This window comes from Actinoplanes regularis, from assembly GCF_900188005.1.
Classification (GTDB): Bacteria; Actinomycetota; Actinomycetes; order Mycobacteriales; family Micromonosporaceae; genus Actinoplanes; species Actinoplanes regularis.
Window position 1 is genome coordinate 227,440 of the sequence record NZ_FZNR01000011.1, and the last position, 21,761, is coordinate 249,200.

The window sequence follows — 21,761 nt, forward strand, 5'->3', positions numbered from 1 at the left end:
AATCCTTCCTAGTCACCGCCGACCGAGTTAGCTGACGGGTTCGGGACGGAAGTACCCCTACCGCAAAATGCGGATTCACCCCAACTACCTGGTTCCCCGGCTCGCCTTTCGACGATTGGGCGGCGGCCTGCCGGCAACTCGGGGGCGGTGCCGTCCTGGCAGGACCGGCGGCTAGTTTACCTGAGATATCACCCCACATCAGGGTCCCGGAAACCGTCAAAATCGTTACCCTGCAATGACTTTCCGTAATTGCGTCACGACTTGTGATCGGTCCGTCGCGAAGAGTACGAGAACTGTCGATTCTTCGATCGAGTGGGTATGGTCGGTTCCGGTTCCTGCCAGGAACCGCCGCCTAATCGCAACAACGAGCGAGCCGGGGAACCACATTTCTTCCGGGGTGAATCCGCATCCGCGGTAGGGATTTCCTTCGTCCCGAACCCGTCAGCTAACCCGGCCGGCGGCCGACGGAAGGAAATTTGCCAGTGCAGTATGTGACTGCGCGGCGACGGTGGGTGGCTGTACTCGCGCTGCTGGTCGCCGCATGTGGGATCACCGGTGTCGCCACGCCGGCGGTCGCGGCTCCCCGGCCCCTGGCCGCTCCGGGAGAATCCGGCGACGACGGTGAGGGCGGTTCCAAGTCCCTGCTCGACAAGCTGGACGAGGCCTCCAAGGGCTATGTGACGGCCAAGGCGAAACTGCAGACGTCCAAGACGCAGCAGGCCAAGCTCGCCACCGAGCTGACGAAGCTCGACGCGGCCATCGGCCCGCAGCAGAAGGCGCTGAACCAGTACGCCGCGCAGGCGTACACGATGGGTCGTCTCGGGCCGCTGAGCGCGCTGCTCACCGCGGACACCTCGGCCGGCTTCCTGGACCGCGCCCAGCTGCTGACCACCGTGGCGGAACGGCAGAACCAGGCGATCGCCGATCTCAGGACCACTCGGGACAATCAGCGGAAGGCCAAGGCCGGGATCGACGCGACCATCCGCGACCAGAACCGACAGGTCAACGTGATGGCCAAGCGCAAGGCCCAGGCGGAGCAGGCGCTCAAGGACGCGAACCAGGGCGCCGACTCGGGCGACGACTCGGGCAGCTCCGGTGGCGGCAGTGCGAGCGCCGACAAGCCGTCCGGCAGCCTGACCGGAGGCTGCACCGAGGACGACCCGACCACCACGGGCTGCATCACCCCGCGGCTCGAGTTCGCGCTGAAGCAGGCACAGAAGGACGGCTTCACCCGATACGTCGCCTGTTTCCGGCATCAGAACAGCGGGGAGCACCCGAAGGGCCGGGCCTGTGACTTCGCCTCCGACAAGAACGGTTTCGGCGGGGTGGCCACGGGCAGCAGCAAGACGTACGGCAACGATCTGTCGAACTACTTCATCAAGAACGCGGACACGCTCGGCGTGCTCTACGTGATCTGGTTCAAACGGATCTGGCTGCCGAGCAGTGGTTGGAAGGCGTACAGCGGTGCCGGTGGCACGCCGTCGACGGACCACACGAACCACGTGCACCTGTCGGTGACCTGACCGGTCGTACGGACGCAATGGAAGAAGCCCGGGCCGAAATCGGCCCGGGCTTCTTCGCATGGTCTCAGCGTTACTTCTTCGAGAAGGTCTCGTACTCCTTGAGTACGTCCTCGGTCGGGCCGTCCGCCCGGATCGAGCCGGACTCCAGCCAGATGGCCCGCTCGCAGGTGTCCCGGATGGTCTGCTCGCTGTGGCTGACCAGGAACACCGTGCCGGCCTGGGCCCGCAGTTCCCGGACCCGCGCCTCGCTGCGGCGGCGGAACTTCGCGTCACCGGTCGCCAGCGCCTCGTCGATGAGCAGCACGTCGTGCTGCTTCGCGGCGGCGATCGAGAAGCGCAGCCGGGCGCCCATGCCGGAGGAGTAGGTCCGCATCGGCAGCGACGCGAAGTCGCCCCGCTCGTTGATCCCGGAGAAGTCGATGATTTCCTTCGTGCGCGCCTTGACCTCGCTCGGCGACATGCCCATGGCCAGGCAGCCCAGCTCGACGTTGCGCTCGCCGGAGAGGTCGGCCATCAGGGCCGCGTTCACGCCCAGCAACGAGGGCTGGCCGGCCGCGAAGATCGCGCCCTTGGCCACCGGCAGCAGGCCGGCGACCGCGCGCAGCAGGGTCGACTTGCCCGAGCCGTTGCTGCCGATCAGGCCGATCGCCTCGCCCCGGTAGGCGACGAAGCTGACGCCCTTCACCGCGTGCACCTCGCGGATGTTCGCCGAGTTGGTGCGGGTGAGGACCCGCTTGAACGCGGAGAGCGGGCTGTTCTGGTTGGTTCCGATCGCGCCGACGATCTTGTAGATGATGTGGGCATCGTCGGCGATGACGGTGGGGACGCGCTCGTTGTCAGCCACGGCCGTAACCCTTCTCTCCGCGCCAGAAGTAGAGGAAACCGCCGACACTGATGACAGCGGCCCAGATGATCGCCTCGGTCCAGAGCAGGCGGGGGCTGCCGGCCAGCTGGATGTCCTCCATCAGCGCGTGCCGGTACAGCTCGATGAAGACCAGCATCGGGTTCGCCTCGACCAGGTGCAGCTTCCAGCCCTGCAGGTGGTCGGTGAACCGGGTCACCGGGTAGAGCACCGCCGAGCCGTACATCCAGAACCGCATGATGAACGGGATCAGCTGCTTGATGTCGCGCATCTTGGAGCCGAGCCGGGCGCCGCCCAGGGCCATGCCCATGTTGAACAGCATCTGCAGCAGCATGATCGGGAGGATCAGCAGCCATTCCAGGGTGATCGGCTCACCGCTGATGAGCACGATGACCACCAGGACACCCATCGCGGTGATGAAGTTCCGGATCTCCACCAGGGCGACCGACAGCGGCAGGCTGGCACGGGGGAAGTGCAGCGCGCGGATCAGGCCCAGGTTGCTGGTGATCGCGTTCATGCCCTGAGAAACCGTCGTCTGGGTGAATCCGAAGACGAAGACGCCGATGCACAGGTACGGGATGAAGTTCTTCATGCCGCCACCGGTGCCGATCACGACACCGAAGATGATGTAGTACACCAGCGCGTTGATCGCCGGCGTGAGGACCTGCCACAGCGTGCCCAGATTCGTGGTGCCCAGTGCGGAGGCGGTCTTGGCCCTGGCGTGTGCGCCGATGAAGTGCCGGTATCCCCACAGCTGGCGGGAGTACTCCACGGGTCCGAGCAGTCGCCCGGAGGATGTCAGGCCGTGCCGCCGGGCCAGTTCCCTGGGGGAAACGCCGGTAGCGGCATCGGCAACCGCTGTCTCTGGCATGGAGTGGTGCTCCGATCTCGTCGGCCGGTACGAGGCGGCGGACTCCGGTGACTTGCCTTCAGACACAGGTAGCAGCATGACAGGCGTCCGCCGACGCCGATGGAACGGGTTCGTATCGACGTGAAAGGAACGGTATCCGACGATGCGGCGGAACGCAACCGTTACGTCGTAGCGCTATAGTGACCCGGTGGCGACAGTGAAGCGCGCACCAGCCGGAGCGGCGGTGCTCCGAAATGACATCACCGTGGCGATCCGTAACGCGGTTATGAGTGAGCTGGCGGAGGTCGGTTACGGCCGACTCTCCATCGAGGCCGTGGCCCGCCGTGCCGGAGTCGGCAAAACGGCGATCTATCGGCGCTGGAGCAACAAGCTTGAGATGGTACTGGAGATCATCACCGATGTCGCCGGGCGGAAGGTGCCAGTCCCGGATACCGGCAGCTTCGCGGACGATCTCGACCTGTTGATGATGATCGTCAGCCGGGCGTTGCAGCATCGGGTCGCTTCGCAGATCATCCCTGACCTGATGGCCGAGGCCGCGCGGAACCCGCAGATCGCGGAGACGCTGCAACGGGTGCTGCGCCTCCACCAGCAGTCGGTGGGGGAGAAGCTGGTCGGCCAGGCGATCGCCCGGGGTGAGCTGCCCGAAGGGACCGACGCGGATGTCGCGGTCGATCTGATCCTCGGTCCGCTGTACTGGCGGCTGGCCGTCTCCCGGCAGCCGATCGACGGCGACTACCTGGAGAAGCTGGCGGCAGCGGTGCTGGGCTCGCTGCGGGGCGGCTCCGCGAAGTCGAAGTAAAAGCACCTGTTCGGCAACTCAGGGTTTCCTGAGACCGGTCGAGGCGCGAGCCGAATGAAGAGGGCATGCCCTCCTCCTCCAACGCCGCCAACGTCGACGCCATGGTCCTGGACGCCGCCGCGATGCTTGCCATCGTCATGGGCCGTTCGGCCGATGCCGAGCCCGGGCCGGTGCCGCGGCGCCCGCGGGCGTCGGCCGAGGCGGCGTTGGTGGGTGCCTGGCGCAGCCCGGACGGCGCGGTCAAGCTGCACCTGCGGACGGATGGGACGTACGCCGGTGAGGTCGCCGGCCGCCGCAAGCGCCCCAGCGGCACCTACCGCGTCGTCGGCGACGCGGTCGTGCTGCACGACGCCTCCTCCGGCCTGCACACCCCGGTCACCGTGCTGCGCGAGGGCGAGCTCGAGATGGCCGGCCACCGCCTGCTCCCGGAGTAGTCGACGGTCCTTGCCGCCGCTTGGCGCTAAGCCCTGGATGGCGGCGGCCGAACGGTAGATCAGCACCGGGCGGCGAAGGGGGCGCGGGATGCGGCACGTCGGAACCGTGACGGCGCTGGCCGCGTGCCTTCTCGCGGCCGGCGGCTGCGGGAGCGGGACCGGTAGCGACAAGCAGGGCACCGCCACCACGACCGCGCCGAGCCCGGGTGACACCTGGTCGCTGCTCATCTCGGGCAGCCCGACCCCCAGCCCGACCGTGTCCCGCGGTGCCCGCTCCTCGGCGAGTGTCTCCGCTTCGCAGGTTTCCCCATACCCGAGCTGTACGAAGGCCTGGCCGGCGACCGGCAAGGCGCTGATCCCGGTCGTGGTGACACCGATCGCCGGCGGTTTCAAGGTGGAGTGGCCCCCGCAGTACGACTCGAACTACCGGGTCACCGCCGTCCCGCAGGAGCTGGTCAGCGGCGCACAGCCGGAGCCGGCCTGGAAGGACGTCCCGGCCGGCACCGGCTGCACGATCAGCACCACGATCACCGGGCTGATTCCGGGCGCGCCCTACATCGTGTGGCTGGACGCGCCCAACTCTGGTTACGAGCTCGACGGCACCCGGCATCTGTACAGCGGGCGCTCGGGAGTCGTCTACCCGGAGTGAGCGTCCTCCGGCTTGCCCTGGCGGGGCAGCAGGAGGGTCAGCCCGAGGGCGGCGAGCAGGAGCAGCAGGGAGAGCGCGGCCGTACGGACGGTGGTGTCCTCGAACCCGGCCCGGATCTGCTCCTTCGCGTAGGCCGCCAACTCGGAACCGCCCGCCTGGTCGGACGAGGAGGAGCGGCAGGACGGCGGCTCGACGTCCGGGTTCGTCTCGGCGACCCGGTCGGTCAGGCAGGTCCGTAGCCCGGTGACCACCGCCGGTTGCGCGTCGGCCGGCACGCCGGCCGTGGTCAGCGCGGCCCGCAGCTCGCCGGCCGAGGTGTCCAGGTGACGCCCGACCGCCCCGGGCAACAGCGCGAAGAAGATCGTGCCGAGCACCGCGATGCCGAACGCGCCGCCGAGCTGCTGCACCGAGGTGATCGCCCCGGACGCCGAGCCGCTCTCCTCGTCGTCGACGCCGGCCAGCACGATGCTGAAGAACGGCGCCATCGCCAGGCCCATGCCGATGCCGAGCAGCAGCAGCGCCGGGATCATGTGCCACGGCGTGATGTCCGCCCCGGCCAGGTGCACGGTGCCGGCGAAGATCACGGTCCCGAGGATCATCACCCCGGTGCCGATCTGGAGCAGCACGCGGCCGAGCTTCTCGGCCAGCCCGGCGCCGGCCACGATGAAACCGGCCACCATGCCCAGCGCCTGCGGCAGGGTGGTCAGGCCGGCCTTGAGCGGCGAGTAGCCCAGCCCGATCTGCAGGTAGAAGGTGAAGACCAGGCCGGTGCCGATCAGCGAGGCGAAGAACATCAGGCCCAGCGCCAGACCACCGGTGAACGCCCGTTTGCGGAACAGGCTCGGGGTGACCAGCGGGTCGAGGCCGCGCTTGTCGCGGGAACCCTCATAGGCCGCGAAGAGGCCGAACGCCACCACACCGAGCGCCAGCATCGCGAACGTCCAGATCGGCCAGTCCAGCTCGCGGCCCTGAACCAGCGGGAAGAGCAGCAGGAACGCGCCGCCGGCGGCGAACAGCACGCCGAGCCAGTCGAGCCGCGGCGCCCGCTCCAGGCGGGACTCGGGCAGGAACCGGAGGGCGCCGAACACGGCGAAGACGCCCAGCGGCAGGTTGATGAAGAAGATCATCCGCCAGCCGGCGCCGAAGTAGTCCGCGTCGACGAGCCAGCCGGCCAGGATCGGGCCACCCACCGAGGCGAGGCCCATCACCGGCCCGAACGCGCCGAACGCCTTGGCCCGCTCGGCGGGGCCGAACATCTCCCGCAGCATGCCCAGGCCCTGGGGCAGCATCAGCGCCCCGAACAGGCCCTGCACCGCCCGCGCGCCGACCAGGAAGCCGGGCGTCGGGGCCAGCGCGCAGGCCAGCGAGGCCAGGGTGAAGCCGGCCGCGCCGACCAGGAACATCCGGCGACGGCCGTAGATGTCGCCCAGGCGACCGCCGGTGAGCAGGCCGATGGCCATGGCGAGGGTGTAGGCCGCGCCGAGCCACTGGATCAGGCTGTACGACCCACCCAGCTCCTCGCGGATGGCTGGACCCGCGATCGTGGTGACCAGCGCGTCGAGCAGGTCCATCACCTCGACCGCGAGGATCACGAAGAGCGCGACCCATCTATAGCGATAGGGCGCGGTCTCAGGCGCCGTCTCTGTCTGAACACTGTTCGTTGTCACGAACACCGTTCTACTGGCGAACACTGTTCGTGTCAACTAGATTAGTCGTTGATGAAGACCACCCCCTGGCAGCCGCTGCCCGACCGGAAGATCGCCCGGGTGCCGCTGGACCGTGAGCAGATCATCGACGCCGCGCTGCGGATCTCGGACGCGGAGGGCATCGACGCGGTCAGCATGCGCAGGGTCGCCGCCGAGTTCGACACCGGCCCGTCCAGCCTCTACGCGCACGTGGCCAACAAGGACGAGCTGTTGCGCCTGATGTTCGACCGGATCTGCGGCGAGATCGAGTTGCCGCCGCACGAGCCGGAGCGCTGGCAGCAGCAGGTCAAGGAGCTGATGCGGAACACGCATCAGATCCTGCTGGCCCACAATGACCTGGCCCGGGTCGCGCTGGCCATGATCCCGAACGGGCCGAACGCGCTGCGCGCCTCCGAGTGGATGCTCGGCCTGACGATCAAGGGTGGGATGCCGCCGCACCTGGGTGCGTGGGCGAATGAGCGGATCTTCCTCTATGTGACCGCGGACGCCTACGAGGCGTCCCTCTGGCGGGCCCAGATGGGCCATCTCGGCCTGCCGAAAGCGGAGGCGGAGCTGCGGGCCAGGAATGAGCTCGGGGTGTACTTCGCGGATCTTCCGGCGGACCGGTTCCCCTATCTGAGCGGGTTCTCCGGCGCGATGACGGCGGGTACTTCCGAGGAGCGTTTCGAGTTCGGGCTCGACCTGCTGATCGACGGGCTCGGGAGATACGTCAGCCGATCGCCGGAGTGACGGTCCCGCCGCTGGTGGGCAGCCCGGCGGCCGCCCAGGCGGCGAAACCGCCGGCCAGGTCGGTGGCCCGGTGCAGACCGAGGTCCTGCAGCGCGGCCGCGGCCAGGCTGCTGGTGTAGCCCTCCTGGCAGGTGACGATCACCGGGAGGTCGTAGCGGTTCGCGAACGGCAGCCGGGCGTCGCTGCGCGGGTCGAGGCGCCACTCCAGCACGTTGCGCTCGATGATCAGCGCGCCGGGGATCTCGCCGTGCTCGGCGCGCTGGGCGGCCGGGCGGATGTCGACCAGGACCGCACCGTCGCGGATCGCGGCGTCGGCCCGCAGCGGGTCCAGCCGGTCCAGCCGGGCGCGGGCCTCGGCGAGGAGGTCGGCGATGCCTTTCGAGCCGGGCGGGGCCGCGGTCACCACTGGGCACCGGCCCGGTCGACGGTGAGCACCTGGAGGCCGGCCGGGCTCAGGCGGTACCTGGTCATGGTGGTCAGCGCCGGTCCGTAGACGTGCACGCTGATCGCCGGGTCGACGCCGCGGTTGACGATGCGGTGCACGTGGTGGGTGCCGAACCGGCGGCCGGCCCCCTCGCCCAGGTCGCGCGTCACGACCCGGGGCGCGTGCGCGGGGCCGTTCACGGTGTCCTCGGTGAGGGTGCCGCTGAAGACGTGGAAGGCGCCGGCCGAACCGCCGTGGTCGTGCAGGTCGGTCTGCTGCCCCGGAAGCCAGGTGAGCAACCAGACCTCATGATCCTCGGTGGCCGCCAGCCGGTGGTACCACCGCTCGACCGGATCGAATCGGGGCGGAACCACCCAGTCCTCCGGAGCGCTCGCGAACTGCCGGGCGATGGCGAGGTGGTCGAGTCGGAGGGCGGTGGCGGGCATGCGAACTCCTCGGTGAGGCCATATATAACCTATCGGCGAGATAGGTTTTACCACAGAAGTGGGACGCTCGGGGCGGTTTCCCGGAACCGGCGGGTCACCCGAAAGAGGCTTCACCGAGTTTGCTTCTTTCGCGAGGTGCGCGAAAAACTGCGATCCGCAATGGCGCGAACACGCTGCGTCGACCAGAGTGGACAATCGATCACCAGAGGGACCGTTCCCGTCAGCCGTTACGGCAGAGTTGCTGGTCAGCACGTCCCTGGGCAATTGAGAACGCTATATGGTGGGCCGGTTGCCGGAGGAGGCCTGGTCGGCGTCCCCCGATGCCCCCCGATGAACGAGGACGGACACGTGTTGAAGTCACGCCGCGGTCTGCTCGCCGCCGGCCTCACTGTTGCGGTGATCGGTGCGATCGGAGTCGCCTCCACCCTCGAGGCCGGGGCCGAGCAGATTCCGGACGCGCCCGTTCCGGCCACTGCCGCCACCGCCCCCCTCCTCAAGCCGCCGGCCACGCTTCCGTGGGGCGACAGACCCCAGCGGGTCAAGCGGGGCAGGGACGGCGCCGACAGCAAGTCGCTCAAGGCCGCCGGCCTCAGCGTCGCCGGGCCGGCGGAGGGCGACGACGGCACGCCCGAGGAGGAGTACGCCCCCAAGGGCGACAGCAGCAAGTCCGGCCACCGGCGGCCGACGAGCGCCAACGCGGTGCCGCCGGACCCGTCGGCCGAGCCGTCCGCTTCGGCGAGCTCCGGCCCGAAGGCGAACTTCTTCTACAACACCGCCAGGCAGTACGCCGTCTCGGATGGCGCCTACGTCAACCTGACGATCCACAAGCCGATCCTCGACAAGAGTGAGTTCCACACTCTTGCCGAGCTGGCCGTGCGGAGCGAGGACGGCGACCAGACCGTCGAGGTCGGGTGGAACGTGGACCGGGTGGTGAACGGCGACGACGACCCGCACCTGTTCGTCTACCACTGGGTCAACGATCAGCCGACCTGTTACAACGGCTGCGGCTTCGTGCAGTACAGCAAGACCGTCATCCCCGGATTCACGCTGGCGGTGGACCAGCAGAAGCGGTTCGGCATCCAGTTCACCAACAACGCCTGGTGGATCGCGTACGACACCGAGTGGGTCGGCTACTACCCGGCCAGTCTCTGGACCAAGCCGACGTTCACCAAGTCCGGCCTGGTCCAGGTCTTCGGCGAGGTGGCCACCCCTCCCAGTACCGTGCTGCCGTTGAGCCAGATGGGCAGCGGCAAGTGCGGGAGGCTGGAGAACACCGCCGCCGCCCGGCTCGGCAGCGTGGCCTACCTCAACGGTCCCACCCCGGAGTTCTCCCTGGAGGGCGACAGCGTGGCCTACGGCATTTACGGGATGAGCTCGCGGACGTTCCGCTACGGCGGTCCCGGCAGTAATGGCCCGGAGAAATGCAAGGAGCAGCCGGACGCCTGATCGCGATGCCGCTGCCCGGTCCCTCGAGGGGCCGGGCAGCGGCGTTTTTCGGTTTTCTTGCCCCCACGGTGAACCGGTTCCCGTGCCACGATGTACATCCGGGTGGCCGGGCGGAACCCGAGGGGAGCTGGCGCCGATGAAGCGACGGGTGAGCCCCGACGAGCAACTGATGACCGCGCTCTACACGGAGCACTACGCAGTTCTGATCAATTTCGTCTCGCGATACGTCTCCGATCGGCACAAAGCCGAGGACCTGGTCCAGGAGACGTTGTTACGCGCGTGGAAGCACATCGACCACCTCGACCCGGAACCCGGGCGGACCAGGTCGTACCTGCTCACCATCGCTCGTAACGTGGTGACCAACGCGTGGCGGGCGGAACAGCGCCGGCCGCGGCTGGTCTCCGACGAGGCAGCGGTCAACTCCGTGCCGTCGGCGGACAATGTGGATCAGATGGTGGAGGGCTGGCTGGTCGCGGAGGCGATGGAACGGCTCTCCCCGGAGCACCGGGCGGTGATACAGGCCATGTATTACGAGGGGCAGAGCGTGGCCGACGCGGCGCGACGGCTCGCGGTGCCGGAGGGCACGGTGAAGTCGCGCGCCTACTACGCGGTACGCGCACTCCGCGCCGTTTTTGAAGAGATGGGCATGCTGCGGAGCGGGGGTGTGGCATGAGTGATCTTGACGAGCACGGCAGCCTGCACCGTCTGCTCGGCGGTTACCTGCTCGGTGGCCTCGACGAGACCGACACCGACCGGCTCGACGCACACCTGCACGACTGCGCCGACTGCCGGGCCGAGCTGGACCGGCTGGCGCCCGTGCCGGAAATGCTGCAACACCTGCCGGATGCCCGGCACCTGGGTGGTGATCTTCCGCCGCTCATGGTGGCACCGGCCGCGCGGCCGAGTCCGCAGAACATCGAGGGCCTGCTCGGCCGGATGCGGGCGGAGAAGACCCGGGAGACCCGGAATTCCCGGGTACGGTGGCTGGTCGCCGCCTCGGTGACGATGATCGCGGCCGCCGCGATCGGGTACGGCGTGGTCGTCAACACCGGCGGCGGGCCGTCGAAGCCGCCATCGAGCGTGGCGCAGACCGTCGTCGCGAACTTCCAGCCGGCCGCGGGGAGCGGCATGAGCGGCCAGGCGGTGCTCACCAAGAAGGCGTGGGGCGTCGCGGTCTCGCTGAACATGACCGGGATCCAGGGCAAGGCACCCTTCCTCTGCTGGGTCAAACGCGCTGACGGCAAGCAGGAGCAGGCGGCGGTCTGGGGCGAGACGCCCGAGCACACCGCGAAGGTCGACGGCTCCAGTTCGTTCACGGTGACCGACGTACGGGACATCGTGATCACCGACAGCGCGGGAAAGGTGCTGGGCAGCGCGACCGTGACGTGAGCGGATCGGGGGCGCCGATCGATCTTCGAGCGCCCCCGGACCGCCTTTTCGCCGGGCTCCGGGACCTGTGACGGGGTCGTAGGGTGATGGAATGCGCGCTGCCGTCTTCTCCGAGCCCGGTCCCGCCTCCGAAGTCCTCCGGATCGTCGAGCGTGACCTGCCGCTGGCCGGCGCCGGCGAGGTGCGGGTGCGGATCGTGCTCTCGGCGGTGAACCCGACCGACACCGGCACCAGGGCCGGCCGCGGCGTGCCGGACGGGGTGGCTCCGCCGCGGGTGCCGAACCAGGACGGCGCCGGCGTGGTCGACGCGCTCGGCGAGGGGGTCAGCGATCTCGAGCCGGGTGACCGGGTCTGGGTCTGGGACGCCGGTTACGGCCGGGAGAACGGCACGGCCCAGGAGTTCGTGGTGCTGCCGCGCCGTCAGGTCGTCCGGATGAACGACGACATCCCGTTCGAGGTCGGGGCCGACCTGGGGATCCCGGCGCTGACCGCGCACCGCTGCCTCACCCTGGCCAGTGACGGCCCGGCCCGGTTGGAGCCGGGCGCGCTGGCGGGGCGGACGGTGCTGGTCGCGGGCGGGGCCGGCGCGGTCGGCAATGCCGCGATCCAGCTCGCCAAGTGGGCCGGGGCGACCGTGCTCACCACGGTGAGCGGCAAGGAGAAGGCCGAGCTGGCGACTGCGGCCGGCGCGGACGCGGTGATCAACTACCGGGATGAGGACGCGGCCGCCCGGGTCAAGGAGATCTGCCGGGGGCTGGGCGTGGCCGGCCCGCAGCTGATCGTCGAGGTGAGCACCGAGAACCTCGAGCTCGACCTGGACGTGATCGCCCCGGGCGGCAACATCGCGATCTATATGGGCGGGACGCTCGGTGTGCCGAGTTTCAAGGCGATGCTGAAGAACGTCAGCCTGGACTTCGTGCTGACCTACACGACCCTGCCCGCGGAGAAGGAGAACGCGGTGGCGGCGGTCGCCGAGGCGGCCAACGCCGGCGCCTTCCGGGTCGGCGAGGAGCACGGTCTGCCGATCGTCCGGTTCCCGCTGGACGGGGTGGCGTCGGCCCACGAAGCGGTCGAGAATCACGCCGTGGGCAAGGTCGTGATCCAGGTGACCGCGCCCTGACAGTGGGGTTAACCCTACTGCGGGTCGGGCGGTCCGCAGGATCGGAAGGGAGGGTTCCGGTGCCTAGCGTGGAGAGCATGACAACCGCGTACGCCGGAGCTCCGGCCACCACCGCCCCGGCCCGGCGCTACCTGCGTCAGCTGGGGATCGACACGCAGTACGTGCTGCTCGGCTTCCCGCTCGGGTTGATCACCATCGTGCTCTGCCTGACCGGCTTCGCGGTCGGTCTCGGCACCGCGATCATCTGGATCGGCCTGCCGGTGCTGGCCGGCTCGCTCGCCATGTCCCGCGGCTTCGCCCACCTGGAGCGGCTGCGGATCGGCCCGGTGCTGCGCCGGCGGATCCCACATCCGCACTACCGCTCGGCAAAGGCCCGTAACTGGGTCGGCAAGATGTTCTCGCCGCTGGCCGACGGCCAGTCCTGGCTCGATCTGGTGCACGGCATCTTCCGTTTCATCCCGAGCACGCTCGCGTTCTGCTTCGTCTTCACCTGGTGGACCGGGGCCCTGAGCGGCATCACCTACCCGCTCTACGACTGGGCGCTCCCGCACACCGTGGACAACGTCGAGCTGCCCGAGCTGCTCGGATTCGACGACAACGCCGTTACCCGGATCGTCTTCTACCTGGTCGTCGGCGCGTTCTTCACGCTCACGCTGTTCCCGGTGGTCCGCGGCGCCGCGCTGCTCGAGGCGCAGTTCGCCCGGGGCCTGCTCAGCGGTGTCGACGAGTTGCGCCGGCAGGTGGCCGAGGCGAACGCCGCCCGGGACACCGCACAGGAGCAGAAGGCGGCCGCCGTCTCGGCCGAGGCCACCGCGCTGCGCAGGCTGGAGCGGGACATCCATGACGGCCCGCAGCAGCGGCTGGTCCGCCTCGCGATGGACCTGGGCCGCGCCGAGCAGCAGTTCGCCACCGATCCGGAGGCGGCGCGGGCCACCGTCGCCGAGGCGCTCAGCCAGACCCGGGAGACCCTCGACGAGCTGCGTGCCCTCTCCCGGGGGATCGCCCCGCCGATCCTGGTGGACCGGGGCCTGCAGGCGGCACTGACCGCGCTGGCCGGTCGCTGCACCGTCCCGGTCGACCTGGACGCCCCGGTGTTCGAGCGGCTGGATCCGGGGGTCGAGTCGACGGCGTACTTCGTGGTCGCCGAGGCGCTGACCAACGTCGCCAAGCACAGCCACGCCACCGAGGTCCAGGTCAGCGTGCAGCGGGTCGCGACCGGCCTGCTGGTGACCGTCTCCGACGACGGGGTGGGCGGCGCCAGCCTGGCCAAGGGCCACGGGCTCGCCGGCTTGGACGACCGGGTCAAGGCGGCCGGTGGGGTGCTGGCCGTGGAGAGCGCCGAGGGTGCGGGAACCCGGCTGACGGCGGCGCTGCCACTCTGACAGAGTGGCCGCATGCGGGTGGTGATTGCTGACGACGCGGTACTGCTACGCGAGGGGCTGGTCCGGCTCATCGAGGAGAACGGCCACACGGTGGTGGCGGCCGTCGGTGACGGGCCGTCCCTCGTCGAGGCGATCAAGGAGCACCGTCCGGACGTCTCGATCGTGGATGTCCGGATGCCGCCGTCGCACACCGACGAGGGGTTGCGGGCTTCCGTCGAGGCCCGCGCCGCCGTGCCGGGCACGCCGATCCTGGTGCTCTCCCAATACGTCGAGGTCTCGTACGCCGACGATCTTCTGGCCGACCGCCGTGGGGCGGTCGGCTATCTGCTCAAGGACCGGGTGTCGCTGGTCGCCGACTTCCTGGACGGGCTGCGCCGGGTCGCCGAGGGCGGCACCGTGCTCGACCCGGAGGTGGTCGGCCAGTTGCTGGTCCGGCGCCGGCGTGACGACCCGCTGCGCAGCCTGACGCCGCGCGAGCGGGAGGTGCTGGGCCTGATGGCCGAGGGCATGTCGAACACCGCGATCGCCCGCAAGATGGTGGTCACCGAGGGCGCGGTGGAGAAGCACGTCCGGAACATCTTCACCAAGCTCAACCTGCACCAGGACGAGGAGCAGCACCGGCGGGTCCTGGCGGTGCTGGCCTACCTTCAGACGTAGGGCTAGCCCTACCCCGATCCGGGGGCTCGCCGGATCGATGCGGATCTCCCTGATCCATAGCGTTTCCACCATGGAGAACAGGGAGAACGTACGAGGTATCGCGGCCCGGGTCGCGGTCTGGAGCGCCCGCCACCGGGCGCTCGCCATCCTCGGCTGGATAGCGTTCGTGGCCGCCGCCACCGTCCTCAGCGGAGTGCTGGGCTCCCGCGCGGCGACGGATTCCGAGCAGGGCCACGGGGATTCCGGCCGGGCCCAGAGGATCGTCGAGGAGGCGGGCTTCCCGGAGCGTCCGGCCGGCGAGATGGTGCTGATCCAGAACCGGGCGGGCACCGACCGGGCGGCCGCGACGGCCGAGGTCACCCGGACGCTGAAGACGCTGAGCGACGTCACCGACGTGCAGCCGGCCATCCAGTCGCCGGACGGCCGGTCGTCGCTGATCGCCTTCAGCATCACGGGCGACCCGGAGACCGCGAAGGACCGGGTCGGACCGGCCCTGGACGCGGTGGCGAAGGTGCAGGCCGGGCATCCGGACCTGTTCGTCGCCGAGGCCGGCGACGCCAGCGGCGACAAGCTGATCGGTGACGAGTTGGACGCCGGACTGGCCCGGCTCTCGATGCTGTCCATCCCGGTCACGCTGGGCATCCTGCTGGTGGCGTTCGGTGCGGCGGTGGCCGCGCTGCTGCCGGTGGGTCTGGCGGTGACCGCGGTGATCGCGGCGATCGGCCTGATGGCCGGGTTCAGCCGGCTGGCTCCGACGGTCGACGCCACCTCGCACGTGATGCTGCTGGTCGGGCTCGCGGTCGGGGTCGACTACTGCCTGTTCTACATCCGCCGGGAGCGTGACGAGCGCCGTGCGGGGGCCGATCCGCACCGGGCGCTGGTGATCGCCGCGCAGACCTCCGGCCGGTCGATCTGGGTCTCCGGGCTCACCGTGATCGTGGCGATGGCCGGCATGTTCCTCACCCGGGACACCACGTTCGTCAGCTTCGGCCTGGGCACCATCCTGGTGGTCACCACCGCCGTGCTGGGCTCGCTGACCGTGCTGCCGGCGCTGCTCTCGCTCCTCGGTGACCGGGTCGACGCCGTGAAGATCCCCGGGCTGTACCGGCGGCGCGGCGACGGCCGGTTCTGGAACGGCCTGCTCAAGGTGGTGCTGGCGAAGCCGCTGATCTCGGCGGTGGTCGCGGTGGCGGCGCTGGGCGCGCTGGCCGCGCCGGCTCTGGACCTGAAGACCAAGGGGGAGAGCATCGACGATGTGGCGCCTTCGGCGCCGATCGTGCAGGCCTACAAGGCGGTGGGCGAGGCTTTCCCGAGCAAGACGACGCCGGCCCTGGTCGTCGTGCAAGCCTCTTCGGTACGCGATGAGCGGTTCCAGCAGGCGCTCACGAGCTTCCGCGACACGGCCAAGGCGAGCGGCAAGCTGGTCGAGCCCATCGACGTCGAGATCAACCCGGCCGGCACGGTCGCGATCGTCTCGGTCGGGCTGGTCGGCAAGGGTGCCGACAGTGCGACCCTGGACGCCCTGGACACCCTGCGCGGCCGGATCGTCCCGGACACCTTCGGCCGGCTGCCCGGAGCGACCGCCCTGGTCTCCGGGGAGACCGCGTCGAACGTCGACTTCAACAAGCGGCTCGACGACAGCCTGCCCTGGGTCTTCGCCTTCGTGCTCGGGCTGGCCTTCGTGCTCCTGCTGGTGTCGTTCCGGTCGGTGGTGGTCGCGATCACCGGGGTGGTGCTCAACCTGCTCTCCGTCGCCGCGGCGTACGGCATGCTGGTCTATGTCTTCCAGTACGGTCATTTCGAGAAGCAGCTCGACTTCGTCTCGAGCCACGGCATCACCAACTGGATGCCGCTGTTCCTCTTCGTGATCCTGTTCGGTCTGTCGATGGACTACCACGTCTTCGTGCTCAGCCGGATCCGTGAGGGACACGACCGGGGTCTGCCCACCCGGGACGCGGTCCGCGAAGGTGTCAGCCGGACCGCCGGGGTGATCACCAGCGCGGCCGTGGTGATGGTGGCGGTGTTCGCGCTCTTCGCGACGCTCCCGCTGAATTCGACGAAGGAGCTGGGCGTGGGGCTGGCGGCCGCGGTGCTGCTGGACGCCACGATCGTCCGGGCGGTGCTGCTGCCGGCGGTGATGGCGCTGCTGGGCAACGCGAACTGGTGGCTGCCGAGCTGGCTGCGCTGGTTGCCGGAGATCGCACACGACGTGCCGCCGGCGGTCGAGCCGGTGGCGGCCCCGCGCCCGCTCACCCCGATCGGCTGAGGTCGCTCACCGGGGCCGGATTTCCACCGCGCAAGATCGTCGCCTACAGTGGACGCTGAAAACGCTGAGGCACAGGTCAACGGGTATTTACATCGCCTGTTTCAGGTCGTTTCATGCGATGAGTGGATCTGTCCCAAGCGCCCGGAACCGGCCGGGGAGGACGCCGCCACGTCCCCCCGGCCGCCCGCGCGATAACGTTCGGGCAAATGGATCTCGACGTGGACCGCCCGGGCGTGGCCGCCGTCGCGGCGGGCGGTGCGCTCGGCGCGCTCGCCCGCTATGCCATCGGCACCACCTGGCCGCACACCCCGGCCGACTTCCCCTGGGCCACCTGGTCGATCAATGTCTCCGGGTGTTTCCTGATCGGCGTGCTCTACACGCTGCTCGCCCGGTTCCGTCCGGGGCACCGCCTGACCCGGCTCTTCCTCGGCACGGGAGTGCTCGGCGGTTACACCACGTTCTCCACCGCCGAGGTCGAGGTGCAGCGCGCGGTGCCCGCCGTCGCGGTGATCTACCTGGCCGCGACCATCGTCGGAGCCCTGCTCGCGGTCTGGGCCGGCAGCTCACTGGCGTCGATCGGGGAGCGGCGGAAATGATGACGGTGCTGCTGGTGGTGCTCGGCGCGGCGATCGGGGCGCCGTTGCGCTACCTCACCGACCGTTACGTCCAGGCCCGCTACGGCACCGCGTTCCCGTGGGGCACCCACCTCGTCAACGTGACCGGCTCGCTGATCCTCGGCCTCGTCCTCGGCATGCCGCTCTCGCCGGCCCTGACCGCGTTGATCGGGACCGGCTTCTGCGGGGCGCTCACCACGTACTCGACGTTCTCCTGGGAAGCGCTGACCTTCGCGCGTCGCGGCGAACAGGCGGCCGCTTTCGCGTACGTCCTGGTCAGCATCCTCGCCGGGCTAGGCGCCGCCGGCCTCGGGGCTGCGCTGGCCGGCGCGCTCTGACTTCCCGCCGACCATCTCCGGCGGTGGTGCGCCGGTGACCAGCAGGTGGTGCATCGCGTCCGCGGTCAGCGGCTCCGCGAAGTAGTAACCCTGGCCCAGCTCACAGTTGCCGTCGGCGAGCTCGCTGAGCTGCTCGAGGTGTTCGATCCCCTCGGCGACCGTGGACAGTTGCAGGGCCTGGCCGAGCTGGATGATGCCCAGCGTCAGGGCGGCCGCGGCCGGCAGGTCACCGATGTCGTCGACGAACGACTTGTCGATCTTGATGATGTCCACCGGGAACTTGCGCAGGTACGCCAGCGAGGAGTACCCGGTGCCGAAGTCGTCGATCGCCAGCCGCACCCCGAGCCGCTTGATCTCCTCCAGCCGGTGCAGCGTCTCCGGCCGGTGGTCCACCAGCAGCGACTCGGTCAGTTCGATGATCAGGGAGCGCGCCGGCAGCCCGCTGTCCGCCAGCGCCGACGCGACCAGCTGTGGCAGGTCGGTGCGCTCCAGCTGGACCGCGGAGAGGTTCACGCTCACGGTGAGCGGCGTCTGCCCCTCGCGATAGGTATTCCACAGCGCCGCCTGGCGGCACGCCTCCCGCAGCACCCACTCGCCGATCGGCACGATCAGGCCGGTCTCCTCGGCCAGCGGGATGAACTCCAGCGGCGGGATCATCCCGCGCTCCGGGTGCTGCCAGCGGACCAGCGCCTCCAGCCCGGAGATCTCCTTGGTGCTCAACCGCACGATCGGCTGGAACCGCAGCTCGAACTCGTGCTGCAGCACCGCCCGGCGCAGGTCCGCCTCCATCTGCAGGTGCTTCTGGAAGGACTCGCGCATGACCGGTTCGAAGATCGCGAACTGATCCTTGCCCTGCTTCTTCGCCTCGAACATGGCCAGGTCGGCGCGGACCAGCAGATCGCTGGCGTCGGTGGTGCCGGTCTCGGCGTACGCCACCCCGATGCTGCAGCTCGCGAAGACCTCCCGCCCGTCCAGGTCGTAGGGCTCGCGTAGCGCGGCCACGATCCGCCGGGCCATCAGCACCGCCGGCTCCACCCCGGCGACGTCCGTCAGCAGCACGGCGAACTCGTCCCCGCCCAGCCGGGCCACGGTGTCCTCGGTGCGCAGGCAGTCGCGCAGCCGGTCGGCCACCGCGGTCAGCAGCCGGTCGCCGGTGGTGTGCCCGAGCGAGTCGTTCACCACCTTGAACCGGTCCAGGTCGACCAGGAGCGCGGCCACCCCGCTGGAGCCGGTGGCGGCGAGCGCGTTCTCCATCCGGGTGGTGAAGAGCGAGCGGTTCGCCAGCCCGGTGAGCGAGTCGTGGAACGCGTGGTTCATCTCCCGCAGCGTGCGCGCGTCGGTGATGGCCAGGCTGGCGTGCTCGGCGAAGGCCTGCAGGATCTCCCGCGCGGCCCGGTCCCAGGTGCGTACGCCGGCGTAGGACCCGACGAACAGCGAGCCGACCACCATGCCGTCCTCGTGCACCGGCACGGCGATCACGCTCTTCAGGTGTGCCCGGACGATCTCCGGCACCGCGATCGGTGAGTTCGCGTAGTCGTCGATGGCGACCAGTTCGTCACCCATCATCGCGAGTCCGACGGCGCCCAGCGCGGCGACCGGCACCGACTGCAGCCGCCGGAGGTTCTCCTCGGCGATGCCGCGGCTGGCGATCACGCTGGTGCGGCTCGAATCGTCGACGTCCAGCACGGTCAGCCCGGACATCTCGACGTCCAGCAGGTCGGCCGCGCTCGCGGTGATCTGGTCGAGGATCCGGTGCAGCGGCTCCCGCTTGGCGATCGCCCGCTGCACCGCGCTCAGCTCGTCGAAGAGCCGCTGCCGGCGCTGCAACGAGTCGATCAGGCTCTGATTCTCGGCGGCCTGCTTGCGCTCCACCTCGATCAGATGCAGCGCCTGGAGGCTGAGCTCCAGCACCCGGGCCATGCCGCGGAGCAGGCACATCTCCTCGACGGTGAACGGGTTCCGGCGACCGAGCACCAGCACGCCCGGCGCGATGCCGCCGAGGTGAGCCAGGGTGACCGCATAGGGGTGGCCGTCGACCTGGAGGGTGGTGCGCCGGCCGGCGGTGATGTCGGTCAGGGCCTCGGCGGGGATTCGCTCGACCGGCAACCCGACCGTAGCGACCACGCCACCGTCGACGATCAGCACCGCGACGTCGGCGCCGAGCGCGCGCACGGCGCACTCCACGGCGGCGTGTTGCGCGGCGGCCTCATCGGGCCGGTCGGCGACGACCGCGAGGAACTCCGTCAGTTGCTGGGTGGCGAGCACGTCGTTGCAGTCGGCGACGGGCCGCCCCAGTTGAGGAATTGCAACCTGGGCCGTGGTGCACGCCTCCGGCGATCAGTGTGCCAATCTGGTCACGACCGGTCATTGTCTGATCACGTCTGGTTGTCAGGGGCTGGCTCGGTGCGCCTGAATAGAGTCCGTGGGCACTCTTGACGAACCTCCGAACGCGGAGCCCACCGGGCTCGCTCACGGTCGTCTCGGCACCGGCTCCATAGCCTTCCTCGGCGTGGCCGCGGCCGCCCCGATCACCACGGTGATCGTGGCGATCCCGCCGGCGCTGGCCGCCGGCGCCGGGCCGCTGGCGGCCCTCTCCGTCGTCATCGTCGCGATCGTGCTGCTTCTTTTCGGTACGCCGTACGCCGCGATGATCCGCCGCCGGCCGGGCGCCGGTGCGGCCTACCCGCAGCTCGCCCGTGGGTTGGGGCGCCCCGCCGCGCTGGTCGGGGCCTGGCTCGCGCTGGCCGGCTACCACGCGATCCAGTTCGGGCTCTACGCGCTCGTCGGCCAGGCCGCGGCGCCGCTGCTGCACGGCTGGTTCGGCGTGAGCGCGCCGTGGTGGGCGGTGGCCGCCGGGTGCTGGGCCGTCGTCACGCTCTGCGGTGTGATCCGGGTCGAGTTCGCCGCCGGGTGGATCGCCGCGCTCACCGTCGCCGTGAGCGGTGTGCTCGCCGGCCTGGCCGCGGCGAACGTGCTGCGCCCCGCCGACGGCCGGATCGAGACCGCCACGTACCTGATCACCGGCCCGGCCCGGATCGACCGCCCGCTGCTGGGCCTGCTGCTCGCCCTGGCGGTGCTGGCCTTCGCCGGCTTCGAGACGACCGCGGCGTACGCGGAGGAGACCCGTGACCCGTACCGCACCGCCGGGCGGGCCGCCCGGGTGGCGGTCCTGCTGATCATGGTCCTGCTGGCCGGGGTCACCTGGAGCCTGATCGTGGCCGCCGGCCCGCACGGTGTTGCCGGTCGGGCCGCCACCCGCGGCCCGGAACTGCTGTTCGCCCTGGCCGGCGAGCGCCTCGCGCCGTGGGCCGTCACCATCGGCCGGATGGCACTGCTCGCCGGGCTGCTGGCGGCGATCCTCGCGGTCCACCACGCGATCGCGCGCTACCTGTTCGCCCTCGGTCGCGAACGGGTCCTTCCCGGCGTGCTGGGGAACGCCTCACCTCGGACCGGCGCGCCGCGAGCCGCCTCCCTCACCCAGTCCCTGATCGCCGGCGCCGCCCTGCTCGGCACCGCGCTGACCGGCGCCGAGTCGTCGGCCCGCACCGCCCGCTGGCTGACCGTCGGCGGCAGTCTCGCCATCCTCGTGTTGTTGCTGCTCACCGCGCTGGCCGCGCTGCTCCACCTGAACCGGGTCCCGGGCCGGGAGGGTGTCTGGACCCGCTTTCTCGCACCCCTGCTGTCCACTGTGCTCCTCGGCGTGCTGCTCTATCTGGCCGGTCGCAACCTGGCCGCCCTTCTCGGCGTCCGCGCCGGGTCCACCTGGGTGGTCGTGGCCGCCGGCGGCCTCGCCGCCTGCCTGGCCGCCGGCCTCGCGCACGCGCTCGTGCTGCGCTCGGCGCGCCCGGTCCGTTACGCCGGCATCGGTCTGGGCGGCGCTGTTCTGGTGATCACGCCACGGTCCGACGCGCCCGCCGAGCCGGACCACGGCTCCGGGAACCCGTGGACCTGGGACACCCCGCCCACCGCGTCTCCCGCTCCCGCGGAACCGGCCCCCGACGTGCCCGCGAAGGTTCCACGACAGCGCACACCCGGCGCTCACCGCCCGGAACGGATCCACCGGGAGGTGAACGGCTGACGATCCGGCTGGTCCTCGGCAGCGGTTT

General features: G+C 70.1%; 21 protein-coding genes and 2 riboswitches. Of the genes, 15 read left to right on the forward strand and 6 right to left on the reverse strand.

All coding sequences use genetic code 11. The features are described 5' to 3' along the window. Position 1 precedes the first annotated feature (1 nt). Positions 2–132: riboswitch (cyclic di-AMP (ydaO/yuaA leader) on the reverse strand. A 207-nt stretch (positions 133–339) separates the two neighbouring features. Then, positions 340–476: riboswitch (cyclic di-AMP (ydaO/yuaA leader) on the forward strand. A gap of 36 nt (positions 477–512) precedes the next feature. After that, positions 513–1,523: a coiled-coil domain-containing protein gene (locus CHC09_RS27280; protein ID WP_239138606.1), complete on the forward strand. Its 1,011-nt coding sequence runs from the start codon at positions 513–515 to the stop codon at positions 1,521–1,523. A gap of 70 nt (positions 1,524–1,593) precedes the next feature. Here the strand turns inward: CHC09_RS27280 and CHC09_RS27285 are convergent, their stop codons facing one another. Both CHC09_RS27285 and CHC09_RS27290 read right to left on the reverse strand, forming a co-directional pair. After that, the gene (locus tag CHC09_RS27285; RefSeq protein ID WP_089296060.1) at positions 1,594–2,367 is read right to left on the reverse strand and encodes an ABC transporter ATP-binding protein; all 774 of its coding nucleotides are present in this window, start codon (positions 2,365–2,367) and stop codon (positions 1,594–1,596) included. Continuing rightward, positions 2,360–3,256, reverse strand: coding sequence for an ABC transporter permease (locus CHC09_RS27290; RefSeq protein WP_089296061.1), 897 nt, complete (start codon positions 3,254–3,256; stop codon positions 2,360–2,362). Before CHC09_RS27290 ends, CHC09_RS27285 begins: the two co-directional genes overlap by 8 nt. A 187-nt stretch (positions 3,257–3,443) precedes the next feature. Between CHC09_RS27290 and CHC09_RS27295 the strand changes: the two genes are divergently transcribed. The 3 genes from CHC09_RS27295 to CHC09_RS27305 all read left to right on the forward strand — a co-directional run bounded on the left by CHC09_RS27295 (position 3,444) and on the right by CHC09_RS27305 (position 5,138). Then, positions 3,444–4,055, forward strand: a complete 612-nt coding sequence (locus CHC09_RS27295) for a TetR/AcrR family transcriptional regulator (RefSeq protein ID WP_089296062.1) — start codon at positions 3,444–3,446, stop codon at positions 4,053–4,055. A 65-nt stretch (positions 4,056–4,120) separates the two neighbouring features. Continuing rightward, positions 4,121–4,489: a hypothetical protein gene (locus CHC09_RS27300; RefSeq protein ID WP_089296063.1), complete on the forward strand. Its 369-nt coding sequence runs from the start codon at positions 4,121–4,123 to the stop codon at positions 4,487–4,489. Between the two features lie 88 nt (positions 4,490–4,577). Then, entirely contained in the window at positions 4,578–5,138 is a 561-nt protein-coding gene (locus CHC09_RS27305) for a hypothetical protein (RefSeq protein WP_089296064.1), read from the forward strand. Here CHC09_RS27305 and CHC09_RS27310 read toward each other — a convergent pair. Beyond that, on the reverse strand, positions 5,126–6,805 hold the full coding sequence (locus CHC09_RS27310; protein WP_089296106.1) for an MFS transporter: 1,680 nt from the start codon (positions 6,803–6,805) through the stop codon (positions 5,126–5,128). The genes CHC09_RS27305 and CHC09_RS27310 overlap by 13 nt on opposite strands. 51 nt (positions 6,806–6,856) lie before the next feature. On the opposite strand from CHC09_RS27310, the gene CHC09_RS27315 reads away from it, so the two are divergent. After that, positions 6,857–7,573 carry a TetR/AcrR family transcriptional regulator gene (locus tag CHC09_RS27315; RefSeq protein ID WP_089296065.1) on the forward strand — a complete coding sequence of 239 codons (717 nt, stop codon included), beginning with the start codon at positions 6,857–6,859 and terminating at the stop codon, positions 7,571–7,573. Here the strand turns inward: CHC09_RS27315 and CHC09_RS27320 are convergent. Then, positions 7,554–7,976 carry a rhodanese-like domain-containing protein gene (locus CHC09_RS27320; RefSeq protein WP_089296107.1) on the reverse strand — a complete coding sequence of 141 codons (423 nt, stop codon included), beginning with the start codon at positions 7,974–7,976 and terminating at the stop codon, positions 7,554–7,556. The two genes, CHC09_RS27315 and CHC09_RS27320, sit on opposite strands and share 20 nt — an antisense overlap. Then, entirely contained in the window at positions 7,973–8,443 is a 471-nt protein-coding gene (locus CHC09_RS27325; RefSeq protein ID WP_089296066.1) for a cysteine dioxygenase, read from the reverse strand. The genes CHC09_RS27320 and CHC09_RS27325 overlap by 4 nt, the downstream gene beginning before the upstream one ends. Before the next feature lie 348 nt (positions 8,444–8,791). Here CHC09_RS27325 and CHC09_RS27330 point away from each other — a divergent pair, with 348 nt between their 5' ends. The 9 genes from CHC09_RS27330 to CHC09_RS27370 all read left to right on the forward strand — a co-directional run bounded on the left by CHC09_RS27330 (position 8,792) and on the right by CHC09_RS27370 (position 17,655). Next, on the forward strand, positions 8,792–9,889 hold the full coding sequence (locus tag CHC09_RS27330; RefSeq protein ID WP_239138605.1) for a neprosin family prolyl endopeptidase: 1,098 nt from the start codon (positions 8,792–8,794) through the stop codon (positions 9,887–9,889). Positions 9,890–10,025: 136 nt separating this feature from the next. Further along, positions 10,026–10,562, forward strand: a complete 537-nt coding sequence (locus CHC09_RS27335; RefSeq protein WP_089296068.1) for a sigma-70 family RNA polymerase sigma factor — start codon at positions 10,026–10,028, stop codon at positions 10,560–10,562. Beyond that, positions 10,559–11,278: an anti-sigma factor family protein gene (locus CHC09_RS27340; protein WP_089296069.1), complete on the forward strand. Its 720-nt coding sequence runs from the start codon at positions 10,559–10,561 to the stop codon at positions 11,276–11,278. Before CHC09_RS27335 ends, CHC09_RS27340 begins: the two co-directional genes overlap by 4 nt. Positions 11,279–11,369: 91 nt before the next feature. Next, positions 11,370–12,398: an NADPH:quinone reductase gene (locus CHC09_RS27345; RefSeq protein WP_089296070.1), complete on the forward strand. Its 1,029-nt coding sequence runs from the start codon at positions 11,370–11,372 to the stop codon at positions 12,396–12,398. Between the two features lie 77 nt (positions 12,399–12,475). Then, positions 12,476–13,780, forward strand: coding sequence for a sensor histidine kinase (locus CHC09_RS27350; RefSeq protein WP_089296108.1), 1,305 nt, complete (start codon positions 12,476–12,478; stop codon positions 13,778–13,780). 12 nt (positions 13,781–13,792) lie between these two features. Then, positions 13,793–14,437 (forward strand): response regulator, encoded by a 645-nt coding sequence (locus CHC09_RS27355; protein WP_089296071.1) that lies wholly within the window; start codon positions 13,793–13,795, stop codon positions 14,435–14,437. 70 nt (positions 14,438–14,507) lie between these two features. Next, the gene (locus CHC09_RS27360) at positions 14,508–16,703 is read left to right on the forward strand and encodes an MMPL family transporter (RefSeq protein ID WP_089296072.1); all 2,196 of its coding nucleotides are present in this window, start codon (positions 14,508–14,510) and stop codon (positions 16,701–16,703) included. 206 nt (positions 16,704–16,909) lie between these two features. Continuing rightward, positions 16,910–17,299: a fluoride efflux transporter FluC gene (locus tag CHC09_RS27365; RefSeq protein WP_089296073.1), complete on the forward strand. Its 390-nt coding sequence runs from the start codon at positions 16,910–16,912 to the stop codon at positions 17,297–17,299. Next, a complete protein-coding gene (locus tag CHC09_RS27370; protein ID WP_089296074.1) occupies positions 17,299–17,655 on the forward strand; it encodes a fluoride efflux transporter FluC in 357 nt (118 codons plus the stop codon). Before CHC09_RS27365 ends, CHC09_RS27370 begins: the two co-directional genes overlap by 1 nt. Here the strand turns inward: CHC09_RS27370 and CHC09_RS27375 are convergent. Then, a complete protein-coding gene (locus CHC09_RS27375; protein WP_239138604.1) occupies positions 17,611–19,920 on the reverse strand; it encodes a putative bifunctional diguanylate cyclase/phosphodiesterase in 2,310 nt (769 codons plus the stop codon). The two genes, CHC09_RS27370 and CHC09_RS27375, sit on opposite strands and share 45 nt — an antisense overlap. Before the next feature lie 157 nt (positions 19,921–20,077). On the opposite strand from CHC09_RS27375, the gene CHC09_RS27380 reads away from it, so the two are divergent. Next, positions 20,078–21,733, forward strand: coding sequence for an APC family permease (locus tag CHC09_RS27380; RefSeq protein WP_089296076.1), 1,656 nt, complete (start codon positions 20,078–20,080; stop codon positions 21,731–21,733). Positions 21,734–21,761 lie beyond the last annotated feature (28 nt).